Origin of the sequence: Segatella copri (assembly GCF_002224675.1) — a bacterium.
GTDB classification, from domain to species: domain Bacteria; phylum Bacteroidota; class Bacteroidia; order Bacteroidales; family Bacteroidaceae; genus Prevotella; species Prevotella copri_U.
This window is the reverse complement of sequence record NZ_NMPZ01000017.1, coordinates 50,272-66,635: the sequence shown is the minus strand read 5'-3', so window position 1 is coordinate 66,635 and position 16,364 is coordinate 50,272. Positions and strand designations below refer to the sequence as shown.

The window sequence follows — 16,364 nt, the reverse complement described above, 5'->3', positions numbered from 1 at the left end:
CTTTGCGCTTACAATATTAAAATTATAGTATAATGGTGCATTCATTAAAAATCCTAGATAAAGATTACAAACAGTGGGTTAAACAAATTGCTGTTCGTTATCGTGGAAGCCAAATAAAAGCAGCGATAAAGGTTAATACCGAGCAACTGCGATTTTATTGGCAACTTGGAAAGGATATAGTTGAAATGAAAGTTGAGGAACGATGGGGCGAATATGTCATCACTCAATTAAGTAAGGATTTGCAAAAACTCTTGCCTGGTGTTGAAGGACTTTCCATTACAAACCTTAGATATTGCCGCCGCTTTTATTTGCTTTATTCTCAGCAATATATAATTCACCCCCAGGTTGGGGGCGAAATAGAGAATGGGTCTTTGAAGAATGTATACTCCCAAACTGAGGATGTTTTTCAAATACCTTGGGGACATCATAAAGTCATCATGGATAAAGTGAAAGGTGATGCGAAGAAAGCGTTGTTTTATGTGGCTCAAACCATAGAGAATGGATGGAGTCGCTCTATGCTTTTGAATTGGATAGGGACAGGACTTTATGAACGGCAAGGTAAGGCGTTGAATAACTTTACTCATAGCCTTCCTAAAATCGATAGCGATTTGGCTAAAGAGATAACTAAGGATCCGTATTGCTTTGGTTTTGCAGAAATTACAGGAAAATATAATGAGCGTAAACTTAAAGATGCGTTGCTGAATAATATCTCGGATTTCTTGATAGAGCTGGGTACAGGTTTTGCTTATGTGGGTAAAGAATATCGCTTAGAAATTGGTGATACAGAAAATTTCATAGACTTGTTGTTCTATAATCTTAAACTGCGTTGTTATGTTGTTATAGAGGTTAAAATAGATAAGTTTGAGCCAAAAGACATTGGACAAATCGGTACTTATGTTACGGCTGTCAATCATATTCTCAGAGAGGCCGGAAAAGATAATCCAACTATTGGCTTACTGATATGTAGAAGTAAGGATAATACTTTGGCACAATATGCCTTAGAGTCAAGTAGTCAGCCGATTGGAATATCTGAATATGAATTGGAAAAGTTTTATCCTGTAAAAGTTGAAGGAACTATTCCAACTATAGCAGAGTTGGAAGCTGCGTTAGATGGTAAATCAATTGAAAAGTATAAATAAGTCTAACCCCCGGCTGTTGTTCTGCAGTCGGGGCTTTTTCATGCCTTTTAGTAAACAGAAATTGACCTTTTTTGCTTTTCTTCCGTACTTTCTAGTATAATTGCTGAAAAGATTTGGTGTTTACGAGTTTTTATTGTACTTTTGTATGCAGTAAGACAAGTAGGTTTAGCAGGGTATGTTTGTACAACTGAGAGCTTATAACAAGTCAACTTTGCGTCTCACACCGAACGGTGTGAGTGCGTGCATCGAACGAAGTAAGAGCGTGCGGCGTTCGATGTGAGCACGTGCATCGTTCGACGCACGTCGGAAAGTCCAGCAACTTCAAGCTTATATCATTAGTACTTAGTACCTTATAACATACTTGTGATAACAGCTAATAATACTAAACTATGGCAATAAAGTATGAAATCCATTCCATCCATAACTCGAAGGGCGAAGGTGGAGAACAGAAATTTGTCCGGTTGCGTGACCACGAACCGATGACAAGTAAGCAGATAGAGCAGCATATAGAGCAAGCATGTTCGCTTACCAGGGGTGATGTGCAGGCTGTAATGACATCGCTGCACGATCTTATCGTGACCGAGCTCTCTCATGGCGCCCGTTTCTATCTTCCACAAGTGGGCTATCTCTCGCTGTCTGTTACAACGGAGTTGCCGGAAGGTAAATCCATGGATAAGGTGACAGGTAATAATATCCGCTTGCGTAACATCAACTTCAAACCTACTGCCGAATTACTGAACGAGGTGGCTAGACAGGTAAGGTTCGAACGCTCTAAATATACCACGAAGTCTCGCAGATACACCGAAGAACAGTTGTGGGATAAGATTGTGGCTTTTATAAAAGAGCATGACTATATTTGCCGGCGCGATATGGAATACCATTTCGCCTTGCGCCAGCAGACAGCCTTGAAATGGTTGAAGCATTTTACGGAGAAAGGGCTTCTGGTAAAGGAAGGTGCAAGAAATGCTCCTCTCTATTTCCTGGCAAAAGACAATAAAGGCAATGAAGACAATAAAGACAATGAAATCTCCCTTCACACTAAACGTCTTGAGCCATAGAAGTTTAGCGTAGCTGTGAAAGGAGAAATGAAAACGGAAATTAAAATTAATACCTGATAAAAATGAATAATTTGATCACTAAAACTTGGAAACCGCTGCTGTCGTTGCTCTTCGGCGTGGCAGTGATGCTGTTCTGGGCTGTGCCTTATATGGCAGGGCTCTGCTTTCAGGAACAGTATCAGATGTTTCTCTTTGATACCAACTATTTCCTGGAGCGCATTGTGCAGCCAGGAGGATTGGCTGACTATATCAGTGAGTTTCTGGTACAGTTCTACTATATGCCAGTATTGGGTGGTGCCATCATCGGACTGCTCCTGATAGGCATTCAGACTGCCGTATGGGGACTGATGAAGCAATATGGAGCCAAGCATGATTTCCCGGGTTATCTCCTGAGTTTCCTTCCAAGCATCGCCCTGTGGTGCGCCATGGGCGACCAGAACATCCTGCTTTCTTTTGTGGTTGCACTTTTTGGAGCCCTGCTGATGGGATGGATTCACAACCGATTCCACAACCGGTTGGTAAAGGTGGTGTTCGAACTGGTAAGCACGGCATTGGTTTATTGGTTCCTGGGTCCTGTGGTATTCCTTTATGCCGCCCTGATGATAGGTGATACGCTGAAGAATGCGCAGCAGAAGGACAGTATCCTTTCCGGAATAGGCTATTCAGTCTGCATCCTTGTGCTTACCATAGCCTGGATCCTGCTGAGCACGCAGTCTCTGCAGTATCCGACGTATCGCATCTTAGCCGGACTTAATTATTATCGCTATCCGGGTGCAGTATCTCCGTTGCCTTTTGTTGTGATGGTATGGGCTGTTGTGATTCCTTTCCTGGGGATGATTCCATGCCACCGGAAATCCTTGCAGAAGTTGCAGCAATCCAAAGTGGTCATAGTATTGAGCTATGTATTGGTGATTGTGGCTTCATGGTTTGGTATCAAGGCATCTTTTGATGAGATGACCTACGACCTGATAGATTATGATTTCCTGGTTCGCACCGAACAGTGGGATAAGATCATTGAGAAGGCAGAGAAGAAGCCGGCAACCACACCGCTCAGTGTTTCGTGTGTGAATCTTGCCTTGAGCCAGAAAGGTATGCTTGCCGACCGCCTTTTCGAGTTCTATCAGAATGGAGGCGAGGGCTTGTTCCCTACCTTTACCCGTGATATGATTTCGCCGGTATCTACTGCAGAAATCTTCTTCCGTCTGGGTATGGTGAATGATGCTGAAAGATATATGTTTGAGGCTCAGGAGGCAATTCCGAATTATCGCAAGAGTGCCCGATTGACCCGAAGGATTATAGAGTGCGAAATCATCAACGGTAATTACAAGGTAGCAGCCAAGCTGCTCCGCCGCCTGCAGAAGACGCTCTTCTATAGCAACTGGGCTAACCAGACCATGGCGCTGCTGGGTAATGAGAAGGCTATCAACCGGCATCCTATCTATGGCAAGCTGCGCAAGTATCGCGAAAAGAAGCAGGACTTCCTCTTCAGCGACCGGGAGATTGACCAGATGCTGGGCTTGCTCTTCCTGAACGATAACCATAATAAGATGGCATACGAATATCTGATGTGCTACGAACTCCTGCAGCGCGATATGGAGAAGTTCATGCAGTATTATCCGCTGGGCAGATTCGTGGGTTACGACCATATTCCACGTACCTTCCAGGAGATTCTCATCGGCAACTGGATGAAGACACATAGCGATCCACGTACCATCCCATATAGTGTGGATGCACAGAACGTGAACAATACGCTCAACTTCATTCAGCTCTATATGCAGAATCCGAAGAATCCTCAGCTTGATCAGCAGCCGTATGTATCCAATGCCTGGCACTATGTGATGGTGCAGGGGGTTGATGAGGCTTCTAAGAAGAAGGAGGGAATGAAAGAGGTTTATTAGAATGTAGAATGATAATACTGGAATGATATGAAAACAATCAAATATCTGTTGTGTGTCCTGTTGGTTGTGATGGGGATGGCTACTCTCGATTCCTGTTGCTATCCTTCACCATGGAGTGAGGCAAAAGAAATCAAACAATTGCCTGAAATCTTCCCTGATTACATCGGGGTTACAGTTCCTGTCAACATCGCTCCGCTTAATTTCAATATGACGGATGACGATGTAGATGAAATGTTAGTGAGTGTGGCAGGATCGAAGACCATCGAGGAAATCTCTTCTTTCGGAAAAGAGTATGCGGACTTTGATGTAGAGGAGTGGCACGACTTCTTGAGAAAAAATAAGGGCGGAAAACTCACCGTCTCTGTGTTTGTATTGAAAAATGGTGAAAGGTTCAAGTATCAGGACTTCGATATATATGTAAGCCCCTACGAGTTAAAGGACTGGGGCTTGACTTATCGTCGCATCGCTCCAGGCTATGAGGTGTATGGCAAGTTGGGCATCTATCAGCGCAACTTGAGTAATTTCGAGGAAACGGCAATCCTTGAGAACACGGCAGCACCGGGTGCCTGTCTCAACTGTCATACGGCAAACAGAACAAATCCCGACCAGTTTACCTTCCATGTGCGTGGTGACCATGGCGCTACCTTGGTTTCGCAGAACGGCAAGCGGGAGTGGCTGAAGGCTAAGAATGATTCCCTGAAGGGTTCGATGGTTTATCCTTATTGGCATCCATCGGGCAAGTATTGTGCTTATAGCACCAATACCACCCATCAGAGTTTCCATGCCGTGAAGGATGAGCGCATCGAAGTCTTCGACCAGGCATCGGATGTCTTCGTCTATGAGCCAGCAACCCATGAACTGATATTGGATTCGCTCCTGATGACGAAAGACCATTATGAGACTTATCCGGTATTCTCGCCTGATGGCAAGACGCTCTATTTCTGCTCTTCTACGGCAGAACCTATCCCAAGCGGTTACAAGGATATCAAGTATAATATCTGTAAGATAGGTTTTGATGCCGCTACGGGTAAGTTTGGCAGCCAGGTGGATACCATCTTCAATGCCCGTGAACTGGGCAAGAGTGCCACCCATCCACGTCCTTCGTATGATGGCAGGTACATCATGTTTACGATGAGCGACTATGGCTGTTTCCCTATCTGGCATAAGGAAGCGGATAACTGGTTGCTGGATTTGAAGACGGGACAGGCGCGACCAATGACGGCTGCCAATAGCAGGAATACAGATAGCTGGCACAACTGGAGTAGGGATTCCCATTGGTTTGTCTTTACATCCCGCCGTGGTGATGGTCTCTATACCCGTCTTTATCTTGCCTGCATCGATGACAAGGGCAATGTAAGCAAGCCGTTCCTTTTGCCTCAGCGCAATCCGAAAAAGTACTACGATGAGTTGCTGGATTCCTATAATACCCCTGATTTCACTTCGAAGCCAGTAGAGCTGGATGCCCGTGCGGCAGGAAATGAAATCATGAGTGATAAGAGGATTCCGACAAAGGTTAGATAACGGAATCTTTATAATTCCTTATTCTGTAGAACATGATTCCTTCTCAGCAATGCATTCCATTTCTATCAACCAGCCGGGGCGGCATACTTTAGCCTCCACGATGATGCGGGGAATCTGGGGATAAAACTGCTGCATCAGTCTGTCAACCGTATGATAGTCGGAGATGTCGCGCAGATAGATGATGAAGTATTGGATATCATTCATCGTGGCATCGCCATCTTTCAGCAGGGCGCCGATGTTCTCAAGCAGTCTGCCGGTCTGGCGCACGATGTCTCCTTCATAGACCACATCTCCATGCTTGTCGATACTGGCTGTACCGGAGATGAAGTATTGTTGCTTGAACTGCTGGCTTCCTTCTGGATGGAGAGTATGGGTAGGTAGCGTAAGCCGGGTTCCTCGTTCGAAGGCTACTCCATATTCATGGGTAGGATTCAGATGATCGAGTGCCTGAAGATACTTCTTGTCCTCTTCCTTGATATGGGGGATGGTGAGGAAGTCGATGGCTACAGCTGCGTGGCGTACCGGAGTGGCACCACCGATACCCGTGCTGGCAATGTAGTGGGTGTCGGCAGTCAATCCTTCTTGGTCGAAGACGTCATTGCGGGCTTCTACTACACCTTGATAGTTTACATCGATGTTGGTGACGTATATCCAGGTGCGAACCAGGTTGCGTTCCATGGTCATATCCGTACCTTCGATAGTCTTCAGATATTTATTGAAGAGAAAATGGGTCTGCTCGTACGAATCCTTTCCCTTTGCTTCCTCTTCTGTAAGACGAAGACTGTGGAATAAGATAGGTGTAGCTTCATCCGTAGTCTTGATCAGCAGGCTTACCTTACTGCCATTCAGTGGAGTCTGTTCCACGATAGTGAGGTTTGCGCCTTTCATAAATTCCTGATAAAGGAGAGATTCTTCTAACTCTTTTATCTGGTTCTGGGAGTCGCTGAGGAATACCTTACAATATTGCAAGGTACGATTTTCCAGTTTCTCTGTATCGAGAAAGTTACCTAGTTTTAGATACAGAAAGTTAAGGCGATCATTGAATGAACCCTTAGCTTCTGGTGATAGTATTATGTACTTGTCCATCTTGTTTTTCTTTTTTTCGCCGGCAAAGGTACGGATAATATGTGAGATATAAAAATATAGACAGGATGAAAAGATAAAAATACCTAGATATGGGGATAGGATCAGGCTGGATAGAACGAAAAAGAGGGAAGTAAAGGCTTGTTTTCCTTTACTTCCCCCTATCTTTTTCTTATTTCCTGCTTTAGAGTGATTCGAGCATACGCTTGATGACAACCTCGGCTGAAATCTCACGGTTGGCTGCCTCTGGAATCACCAGGCTGTTCTTGCTCTCGATGACATCATCGGTAACAATCAGACCGCGGCGTACTGGCAGACAGTGCATGAAGCAACCGTCATTGGTCCAGCTCATATGTTCCTCGTCGATGGTCCAGCTCATATCCTTGCTCAGAATCTCACCATACTGTGCAGGGTCTTTCACCCCCGGACAGCTCCAGTTCTTGGCATAAACGAAGTCTGCACCTTCCAGCGCCTTTTTCTGGTCGTACTCTACCTTGGCATTGCCCACGAACTTAGGGTCGAGTTCATAGCCCTCAGGATGAGTAACCACGAAATCAACATCGGCTGCGTTCATCCATTGAGCGAATGAGTTTGGCACAGCTTGAGGCAAGGCACGGCAGTGAGGAGCCCAGGTCAGGACTACCTTTGGACGAGCCACCTTCTTGTGCTCCTCGATGGTGATGAGGTCGGCGAATGCCTGGAGTGGGTGAACGGTGGCTGTCTCCATAGCGAAGACTGGGCGACCGCTGTACTTTACAAACTGGTTGACGATGGTCTCGGCATAATCGTAGTCACGGTCTTTCAGACCGGCAAAGCTGCGCACACCGATAAGGTCGCAGAAGCTACCCATCACTGGGATTGCTTCAAGCAGGTGCTCACTCTTGTCGCCATCCATGATAACGCCACGCTCTGTCTCCAGTTTCCAGGCACCGGCATTTACATCGAGCACAATCACATTCATGCCCAGGTTCATCGCAGCCTTCTGTGTACTCAGTCGGGTGCGGAGACTATTATTGAAGAATATCATCAGCAAGGTTTTGTTCTTGCCCAACTCCTGATAACCGAAACGGTTTGCTTTCACTTCCTGTGCCTCGGCGAGTGCTGCTTTCAAGTCGCCAAGGTCTTCAACATTAAAGAATGTCTTCATTGTTATTTCGTTTTTTATTTGTTATTTCTAATATAAAGCTATTGAATTCTTCACTCTTTACTTCCTTGTTTGTCCATTTCCTGTAATCAGCCACTTGTAGGTGGTAATCTCTTCTAGTGCCATAGGTCCGCGGGCTCCAAGCTTCTGGGTACTGATGCCAATCTCTGCGCCCAATCCGAACTGTGCACCATCGGTAAAGCTGGTAGGAGCGTTTACATAAACGCAGGCTGCATCTACCAATGCCTGGAACTTCTTCTGGGCAGCTTCATCATTGGAAACGATGCTCTCGCTGTGTCCGCTTCCGTAGGTAGCGATGTGTTCGAGCGCCTCATCTTCCGAAGCCACGGTCTTGATACCCATCTGCATGCTGAGCCATTCGGTGTTCCAGATGCTCTTCATGTTGGCATCTGTTTCTGTTGAGCCTGCTGATTTGCAATCCGCAGTCAGCAAACCTGCCTCCTTCATTTTCGCCTCGCTTTCCTCTGCCTTATATAATAAGGTATCAGGATAGTGTCCCTTTAAAGCCTCGTAAGCCTTGGAATCAGCATGAATCTTGGTCTGTTTCTCGGCGAGACCCTCGCAGAGAGCAGGGAGGTTGCTTAATCTGCTTTCATGAATCAGCAGACAGTCGAGTGCATTGCATACGCTCACTCTTCGGCACTTGGCATTGGTGATGATGCGCTTGCCCATCTCCAGGTCGCCATCCTTGTCGAAGTAGCAGTGTACCACGCCGGCTCCGGTCTCTATAACCGGTACTTTGGCAGTATCACGTACGAAGTTGATGAGCTTCTTTCCGCCACGAGGAATACAGAGGTCGATATAGCCCACGGCATTCAGCATTTCGCCGGTAGCCTCATGGGTAGCAGGGAGGAGAGTTGCCACATCAGGATTGATTCCATACTTTATCAACACTTTGTGGATAAGTTCGATACTTGCTGTATTAGAGTTGTTTGCATCCTTTCCTCCCTTCAATACGCAAGCGTTTCCACTCTTGAAACAGAGCGAGAATACATCGAAGGTTACGTTAGGACGAGCCTCGTAAATCATGCCGATGACTCCGAATGGAACGGCTACTCGCTGCAGGTGCAAACCATTTTCGAGTGTCTTGTCTTTGAGAACTCTTCCGAGTGGTGAGGGCAGGGTACTTACGTGTCTCATATCCGAAGCGATATCCACGAGTCGCTGCTCTGTGAGCTGCAATCGGTCGTAGAGCGGGTTCGCCTTGTCCATCTTCGCCAAGTCTTCTGCGTTTGCTGCAAGGAGCGCAGGAGTCTCTGCGATGATAGCATCAGCCACCGCCTGCAGGATTTCATTACGTTGTTCGTCGCTGAGCAAGCCCAGTGTCTTGCTGGCTGCCTTCACTTTTTGGAAAGTCTCTTTCAGTTCCATTTGCTATTTCCTTTCTTATTTGATGATAAGATATTTGGTAATGTGTTATGAGTTCCCTCTTAACAACGGCAAAGGTAAGCATAAATATTGGAAATTGCAAACTTTATGCAAGAAAAAGTGATGATTTTATAGATAAATGGATAGTTATACGAAAATGAGATACAAAAAGGTCAGACAGCGTCTGACCTTTTTGTAATGGTTCCTTCTAATTATTCTGATACTGCCAGAAGAATTACTCTTTATCGTTTTCTTCAGGATGAGCCATTAGATACAGTTCCTTCTGTCGTTCGATTTCTCTTCTGAGGTCTTCTTTGTCTGGCAAGTAAAGCTTGTATTTAGCAGCGAACATCTGGTCGTTTTTGGCGAGGGTAGAGTATCGTGCCACATCCGAATCGGTCTCGGTGCAAAGGATGATGCCGATGGTAGGGTTGTCGTCTGGTCCTTTTTTCTTCTTGTCGTACATCTGAAGATACATATCCATCTGTCCTACATCTTGATAAGTGATGCGATTTACCTTCAAATCGACCAAAATAAATGATTTGATGAGGTAATTGTAAAACACCAAATCGATGTAGTAGTCGTTTTCCTCGGTTCGAATATGTTGCTGACGAGCCACAAGCGCATATCCCTTTCCCATTTCCATCAAGAATTTCTCTAGGTTGTTGATGATGGCTGTCTCCAGTTTTGATTCTGCAAGGGAGGGGCCTTCCGGTAATCCAAGGAATTCCAAGACAACAGGTGATTTGATGTATTCGAGTTTGTCTTGCTGATAAGCCTTTGTCTTGTCTTGCATCTCGTTAACGACTGGCTGCTTCTTCTTTGACATAAGAAGACGTTCATAATATAAGGTGTTGATATTGCGGTTCAAGGTTCTGAAACTCCAACCTTGCTCGAATGCCTCCTTTGCATACCATTCACGAGCCTTTTTGTCTTCTACTCGTATAAGTCGCTCGTAATGAGACCAAGGAAGAAGGCGTAACTCGGATTGGGTAGACTCTGCTTTGTCTTCTTTGTGCGGGGCTGAAGATTTAGCAGGCAGTGTCTGCTGAATTGGATTGTTAAATTCTTCAGACATTGTCTGAAGAATTTGTAAGTTGTTGAATGTCAGATAAAACCTTTTGTAATTGGCAATATTCGTATATGAGAATCCCTTCCCGAATTCCTCTGTAAGAGCAGCCGAAGCAATCTCTATCACATGCTTTCCGTATTCTGCACGTGATGCTCCGTTCTGTTCCTGTTCCACAATACGTTGTCCTATTCTCCAGTTTCTTTCCACCAGAGAATAATTGACGGCAGCAAATGCTTTGCTGCGAGCCTTGCTGACGATGGAACGCAAGTCGTTGACGAGCATGTTGTCTTCATCGTTATATTTCTTGCCGGGTTCTTTCATAATGCTACTGATTTTAGCTGTTATTCCTTCCATTCTTTAGTACAACATCAAGGTCTTTGTTTCAGCCTCTCTGTCGCAGAAATACTCGGGACTTTCATAACCTTGGCAGATGAAAGGATTTGCTAATTTCCTGTTATTTAGTTTCATACGCCATTACATCTTTAGTGTTACAACTTTATTGTAATGGCAAAGATACAACTATTTATTGAATATGCAAAAGAAAATGGTAGAAAGTTGAGGATTATTCTCAATTTTCTGCCATTTCATTTGCCCGTTTCCTTTTCTTTTTGTATTTTTGCCCCTCTAAACATTATATATACTATTGACTTGATAATAAATATAGCAATTATGGGCAATATAAAGACGATATTGGCAGGCTTGTCCTTGACAATGGCTGTGGGGATGCCGGCAGTGGCGAGTGATGAACTTACAATGGTAGTAGGTACCTATACCGACCAGAGTACTTCTGACGGAATGTATGTTTATCGTTTCAACCAACGTACTGGGAAATCACAATTGGTTAGCAATGTACAAGCGGGCAATCCTTCGTTTCTCATGATGAATCATGATGCAAATCGGGTTTATGCCGTGAGCGAATATGATGATGGGCGACAAGGGCTCGGGGCTTTCATCCTCAATAAGAAGGAGGGAACGATGACTCCGCTTGGGTATCAGAAGTGCGGAACGAAGGCTACTCGACCGGAAAACAAGATGCCGGGTGCGGCACCATGCAATGTGATGCTGTATGGTGGGTATGTGGTGACTTCCAATTATAATGGGGGTGATATTTCCTTATTCCCAATCAAGGAAGATGGAAGTGTGGCGCCAGAATCGCAATATTTTGATATGCATCGGGAGGGGAGCGGCATGGTATCGCATATCCATTGCTGCCAGATGACTCCTGATCATCAATATATGCTTGCCAATGATTTGGGGAACGACTGTATCTGGCGCTTCCAGGTAAATGATGGAAAGGAATTTTTATCTAATCCTGTTCTTGCCTATCAGGCACCTAAAGGAACGGGACCACGCCATCTTGTATTCAATTCAAAAGGCAATGTGGCTTACCTGATAGGCGAACTGGATGGCACGGTAACCGTATTGGGATATAACAAGGGTACATTGCAGGAGTTGCAGCGCATACAGGCTTCGAAGACCCGTACGCTTGGAAGTGCCGATATTCATCTGTCTCCTGACGGTCGCTTTCTCTATGCTTCCCATCGGTTAACCGATGAGGGCATTTCGGTATTTGCCGTAGATAAGAAATCGGGTCTGCTCACAAAGATAGGATTCCAACCTACAGCTGCCCATCCTCGCAACTTCGCCATCACGCCTAACGGACAGTTCATGCTTGTGGCGTGCCGTGACAGCCATGTGATTCAGGTTTTCAAACTCAATAAGAAAACTGGAATGATGGTTGATACGAAGCAGGACATAAAGGTTGGAAAACCTGTCTGCGTGCAGTTTGCCAATTAATACGCTTTGGGGCTTACCAGGCACTTGTTCTGGTTAGCCTATCACATTGCATAGTCGGTTGATGGCTGCATCAAAAGTGGTGAGGTCTTTGGCTCGCTTTCTGATGGCTGTCTTGTAATTATAGATGGTTTGCGTAGAATAGAACAGGAGGGTGGCCAGTTCCTGACCATCCGTAATTCCTAGTCGCATCAGTGCATAGATACGCAGTTCCTTGGTGAGACTGTTAGGGGCAGGGAGAACAATCTGCTTTTCTGGCAACAGCAGTTGGTTGAACTCTGCGACGAAATTCGGATACAAGTCAATGAATGCCTTGTCGAAGCGAATATAGAAGTTGGCAGCCTCTTCTTCTGCCAGCTTGTAGCTGCTGATGGCAGTCAGAAGATCGGCAGTTTGTTTTGCCTTGATTTTGCGGCTTACCAATTTGCGATAATCATCCAGTTTCTTGATATATACGGCGCTGATGTCCATGAATAAATGCATATAGGTCTCTCTTCGCTTATTGGTATTGAGCAGCTTCTGGTTCAGTTCGTCCAAGAGTGTATTTTGGCTTTTTATCTCCCTACGGCTCTTGGCCAGACGCTTGTTCATCTTGAATGCAAAGAAAGCCATGGCAAGGAATCCTAGCGACAGGATACTCACGATGACGAGAGATGCTGTTATGATGCGGTTCTTGCGTACTTCTGCCTGATGGTTCGTTTCTGTGATAAGGGGAAGTATGCGTGAAATCTCAACCATGCGGAGACGGTTGTTGTAGAATTGGGCATCCTCCATGGAGCAATAGAGGTATTTGGCAACCCTCTTTGCATAGGAGGCATCCTTATTATATAGATAGGTGGAAAACTCCTGAAGGGCCAGATTCTCCTTCAGGGGACATATCTGGTCTGAGATGGCTGCTTCTACAATATACTTTTCGTATAAATCCTTTTGGTCGGTATCATAATAATAGCGGGCTATGCAATAAGCCGATGAGGCATGCACACGGCTGTTCAGGGGACTGGCTGAAAGTGCCTTCATGTAGAACTGAAGCGTCTTTTTACTAGTACGCTGCTTTAGAAATTCAAACTCTCCTGAAAGATAGTAATAAAGAGCGGATTCCTTGTTGCCGATATGCTCAAGAGTCTTGCCTAAATAAAAACGTTTCTTGGCTGCGAATCCTTCTTGAAACTCCGACTTGTTGCAGAATGTTTCCCAGTAGCTATATACCCAAGTCAAGGTATAATAATAGTATTGCAATAACTTAGGTGACATTTTCTCCACATCCATTGTGAGCATTAAGTCTTCTGCCTGGCTGTAGAAACCGCCTGTTGACAGCACTGCCGCGCGATTGATTTTATTCAGGTTGACGAAATAATCATCCTGAAGTTGTACTGCCAGCTGGTAGCCCTTCTTGGCGTATGTCATGGCAGAGTCGTAACGGTAGGTATAATACTCCCTGTAGATTTGGTTATAGAGACTAAGCTGGCTACGCTTGTCGGAAGTCATGTGTAGTTGCTTTTTGAGTCTTAGCAGTTTCGCTTCTTTTCTTTGGGTAAACTTGCTTCGCTGAGCGATGTAACTGTCTAGACGATGGAACAGCTGTTCCTCGTTTACGGAAGAAGCACTTGCCAGCAATGGCATAAGCATCATTAAGAACCACAATACTACTTTCATAACTATTCTTTTAATTGTTATTGTTACTATCAGATAGGCTATTAGAGTGCCTTATAATTGTATTTTTCTGCAAAGATACTACTTTTATTCCTCTTTTTATTATCTACTCTATTAAAAAGTATTAATATCTTTGGTAGCTTGATTATTAATAGATTATGAACTTAATAAACCTGGTATTTATCTACTCGTAACCTACACATGATGCCAATGTCTGAAAAATCTCCTTAACTTTGCAACCGCAACCGAATCGCATTCGGTGGCAAGTGAAATCAAGTCAAACTAAGAATAAACAACTGTAAGATTATGAACTTAAGAATCCGTACATTTTCTATGGCTTTGGTAGCGATGTCTGCTGCAAGCCAAGTGTATGCACTTCCTTCCGACGAATCTGAAAACAAGGAGAAAAAGGAAGAGCGTAATGTGATGCTCAACGCATCTGATGCCAACAAGCCTCGTGAAATCCAGATAGGATTGCCAAGCGAGGATGTAACCGTATATGAGAACGGTCTTCCTGCCGTTTACTCTTCTTCCGTACACAGACTGTCTGCACATTGGCGTAGCGATGCCTCACTGAAAGGTACCGACTTGATGACTCCATCTGAGTCTGCCATTGCTACTGGTAATATTGCGTACGCAGTTTCTTCTTTCAGCGAGTTGGGACAGAAAGAGTTCAAGGGCAAGCTCAACTATAAGGCAAACCATTTTGGTATGCAGAATGTAGATCTCAACCTGTCTGGTGGAATCGGTGACAATTGGCTTTATACTGCCAGTATGTATCAGAATTTCGATCCAGGTAGTTTCAAGCTTCGCTTTACTGATTATGCCGACCGTACCCAACTTTATCATTTCGGTATCACTCGCATCTTGAATGATGGAAAGGGACGTATCTCCTTATTATATAAGTATTCCAACAGCAAGAACCCTGGCAATTTTGCCAATGCCGCACCATTTATCTATTCAGGCGACGGCAGTATCAAGAAGATTGATGGCTTTGACCCGGGTATGGACTCATACGTGCAGCGTCAAGGTTCTTTCCAATACTTGAATACAAAGTCAGGAAAGATGGAGACATGGAATATGAGCGATGGCAGTGAGAATCATGCCAACGAAATTGCCCTCATCAGCCAGTATCAGTTTGATAATGGATGGTTGTGGAAATTCAACGCCAAATATATGAATGCTCCACGTGCCAATTTTGTGGATTACGGAGGAAGTACCATCTCTCAGGTGAGCGAGGCTGATGGCTATCAGCTTTCTGATGGGTCTGCCTACAGTGGTTATATAGAAGGCCGTCGCACCTGGTTGCATGTTGGTAAGGTGAGCAATGCGCTTTTGACTACCGAAATCTCCAAGCAGTTGAACAACCATAAATTAATGATTGGTTTGAACGAGTGGTATTACCATCTCAATTACTATTCGTCTTCGTTCCAGTGGGCAGGCACCGTAGAAGCTTATCCACGCACATTGAGCCAGATGTATGTCAATCCGCTTGATCCTACACAGACAGCCCGTCGTTCTGAGACTTTCGGCTATAATGAGTTGAGTCCTGAATACACCAAGGGTTCAGAGAACAAGTTAGCACTCTACTTTACCGACGAATGGAAGGTAAGTCCTAAGTTCAAGGTGTTCTATGGTGGTAGATTGGAGTACTACCGCATGTCTGCCGAGCAGATTTCTACTCCACGTTTCTCAGGATTCCACATGGGTAACTATAATACATACGTCACTGCTGCTGATGGTTCTGTTGTTGCTACCGAGCACAGCATCGAAGCAAAGAACGTAACCAAGGATAAATTGAATTATGCAGCCACCTTGCAGTTGACGTATAACCTTACCCGCCAGTTTGGTCTGACAGCCGATGCTACCATCGCCACCCGTTTCCCACGCATCAGCGAGTATGCTGGAACAGGTCCTACCGAGGAGCAGTATAAGCGAGTAACCATCCCACTGATTCGTGGTGGTATTTTCTACAAGAATGATTGGATTGACCTTTCTTCAATGGTGACCTACATTTCAAAGTCGAACAATATCGATCAGCAGAATCTTACCAAGCCTGGCACTACAGAGGGTAAGACCGTGTTGCTCATCTATAACATCCAGACTTTGGGTTGGACAACCTCGGCAGAAATCAATCCGTTCAAGAACTTCCACATGCATGCACTCTTCACCTATCAGAAGCCGGTGTATAAGAACTATAATGCGAGCGTAACGTTCAGTGACGGTCAGTCTATGGGTGTGAATGCCAACAATATGATTGTCAAGGAGATTCCTCAGGTTCTTATCGAGTTGGACCCTAAATACGACATCACCAAGAATCTGAATGCCTGGTTGAGCTTCCGTTACTTCGGTAAGACCTATGCCAACCTTCAGGAGGCACTCTATTTCAATGGTCACTGGGAAACTTTCGGCGGAATCAACTGGAATGTGAACAAGAAGCTGAGCCTTGGTGTGAGTGTCATCAATATCTTCAACGAGAAGGGTGCCAAGGGTACCATTAGCGGTTCTGAGCTGATTACCAAGCAGGAAGCCGGAAAATATGAAGGCAAGTACATGAGTGGTAGCTATCTCCGTCCGTTCACGGTGGAATTCTCTGCAGGAATCAAATTCTAAGAT

Annotated in this window: 11 protein-coding genes; 6 read left to right on the top strand and 5 right to left on the bottom strand. The window is 44.9% G+C overall.

Features of this window, described 5'->3' with window-relative positions; all coding sequences use genetic code 11:
- The first annotated feature begins 32 nt into the window (after window positions 1-32).
- The 4 genes from CFT61_RS10950 to CFT61_RS10935 all read left to right on the top strand — a co-directional run bounded on the left by CFT61_RS10950 (window position 33) and on the right by CFT61_RS10935 (window position 5,616).
- The gene (locus CFT61_RS10950; RefSeq protein ID WP_089544468.1) at window positions 33-1,139 is read left to right on the top strand and encodes a PDDEXK nuclease domain-containing protein; all 1,107 of its coding nucleotides are present in this window, start codon (window positions 33-35) and stop codon (window positions 1,137-1,139) included.
- 389 nt (window positions 1,140-1,528) lie between these two features.
- Window positions 1,529-2,197, top strand: coding sequence for an HU family DNA-binding protein (locus CFT61_RS10945; RefSeq protein ID WP_089544467.1), 669 nt, complete (start codon window positions 1,529-1,531; stop codon window positions 2,195-2,197).
- Window positions 2,198-2,259: 62 nt separating this feature from the next.
- Window positions 2,260-4,095, top strand: a complete 1,836-nt coding sequence (locus CFT61_RS10940; RefSeq protein ID WP_142990616.1) for a DUF6057 family protein — start codon at window positions 2,260-2,262, stop codon at window positions 4,093-4,095.
- Between the two features lie 27 nt (window positions 4,096-4,122).
- Entirely contained in the window at window positions 4,123-5,616 is a 1,494-nt protein-coding gene (locus CFT61_RS10935) for a TolB family protein (protein WP_089544465.1), read from the top strand.
- Between the two features lie 18 nt (window positions 5,617-5,634).
- Here CFT61_RS10935 and CFT61_RS10930 read toward each other — a convergent pair whose 3' ends face one another.
- The 4 genes from CFT61_RS10930 to CFT61_RS10915 form a co-directional block, all read right to left on the bottom strand.
- Complete coding sequence (locus tag CFT61_RS10930; RefSeq protein ID WP_089544464.1) at window positions 5,635-6,702, bottom strand: Rid family hydrolase; 1,068 nt, start codon at window positions 6,700-6,702, stop codon at window positions 5,635-5,637.
- A gap of 181 nt (window positions 6,703-6,883) precedes the next feature.
- The gene (locus CFT61_RS10925) at window positions 6,884-7,846 is read right to left on the bottom strand and encodes an acetylornithine carbamoyltransferase (protein WP_089544463.1); all 963 of its coding nucleotides are present in this window, start codon (window positions 7,844-7,846) and stop codon (window positions 6,884-6,886) included.
- A gap of 57 nt (window positions 7,847-7,903) precedes the next feature.
- The gene (locus CFT61_RS10920; RefSeq protein WP_089544462.1) at window positions 7,904-9,235 is read right to left on the bottom strand and encodes a glutamate-5-semialdehyde dehydrogenase; all 1,332 of its coding nucleotides are present in this window, start codon (window positions 9,233-9,235) and stop codon (window positions 7,904-7,906) included.
- A gap of 232 nt (window positions 9,236-9,467) precedes the next feature.
- Entirely contained in the window at window positions 9,468-10,625 is a 1,158-nt protein-coding gene (locus CFT61_RS10915; protein WP_089544461.1) for a PDDEXK nuclease domain-containing protein, read from the bottom strand.
- Window positions 10,626-10,973: 348 nt separating this feature from the next.
- Between CFT61_RS10915 and CFT61_RS10910 the strand changes: the two genes are divergently transcribed.
- A complete protein-coding gene (locus CFT61_RS10910; RefSeq protein WP_176425579.1) occupies window positions 10,974-12,101 on the top strand; it encodes a lactonase family protein in 1,128 nt (375 codons plus the stop codon).
- A gap of 33 nt (window positions 12,102-12,134) precedes the next feature.
- On the opposite strand, the gene CFT61_RS10905 is transcribed toward CFT61_RS10910, so the two are convergent.
- Window positions 12,135-13,751, bottom strand: a complete 1,617-nt coding sequence (locus CFT61_RS10905; protein WP_089544459.1) for a DUF6377 domain-containing protein — start codon at window positions 13,749-13,751, stop codon at window positions 12,135-12,137.
- A 330-nt stretch (window positions 13,752-14,081) separates the two neighbouring features.
- On the opposite strand from CFT61_RS10905, the gene CFT61_RS10900 reads away from it, so the two are divergent.
- The gene (locus CFT61_RS10900; protein ID WP_089544458.1) at window positions 14,082-16,361 is read left to right on the top strand and encodes a TonB-dependent receptor; all 2,280 of its coding nucleotides are present in this window, start codon (window positions 14,082-14,084) and stop codon (window positions 16,359-16,361) included.
- Window positions 16,362-16,364: the final 3 nt, after the last annotated feature.

Excerpts from the sequence above, each read along its gene's own strand:
- CFT61_RS10915 (WP_089544461.1), bottom strand. The coding sequence starts at position 10,625 with ATGAAAGAACCCGGCAAGAAATATAACGATGAAGACAACATGCTCGTC.
- CFT61_RS10945 (WP_089544467.1), top strand. The coding sequence starts at position 1,529 with ATGGCAATAAAGTATGAAATCCATTCCATCCATAACTCGAAGGGCGAA.
- CFT61_RS10910 (WP_176425579.1), top strand. The coding sequence starts at position 10,974 with ATGGGCAATATAAAGACGATATTGGCAGGCTTGTCCTTGACAATGGCT.
- CFT61_RS10950 (WP_089544468.1), top strand. The coding sequence starts at position 33 with ATGGTGCATTCATTAAAAATCCTAGATAAAGATTACAAACAGTGGGTT.
- CFT61_RS10940 (WP_142990616.1), top strand. The coding sequence starts at position 2,260 with ATGAATAATTTGATCACTAAAACTTGGAAACCGCTGCTGTCGTTGCTC.
- CFT61_RS10925 (WP_089544463.1), bottom strand. The coding sequence starts at position 7,846 with ATGAAGACATTCTTTAATGTTGAAGACCTTGGCGACTTGAAAGCAGCA.
- CFT61_RS10905 (WP_089544459.1), bottom strand. The coding sequence starts at position 13,751 with ATGAAAGTAGTATTGTGGTTCTTAATGATGCTTATGCCATTGCTGGCA.
- CFT61_RS10900 (WP_089544458.1), top strand. The coding sequence starts at position 14,082 with ATGGCTTTGGTAGCGATGTCTGCTGCAAGCCAAGTGTATGCACTTCCT.
- CFT61_RS10935 (WP_089544465.1), top strand. The coding sequence starts at position 4,123 with ATGAAAACAATCAAATATCTGTTGTGTGTCCTGTTGGTTGTGATGGGG.
- CFT61_RS10920 (WP_089544462.1), bottom strand. The coding sequence starts at position 9,235 with ATGGAACTGAAAGAGACTTTCCAAAAAGTGAAGGCAGCCAGCAAGACA.
- CFT61_RS10930 (WP_089544464.1), bottom strand. The coding sequence starts at position 6,702 with ATGGACAAGTACATAATACTATCACCAGAAGCTAAGGGTTCATTCAAT.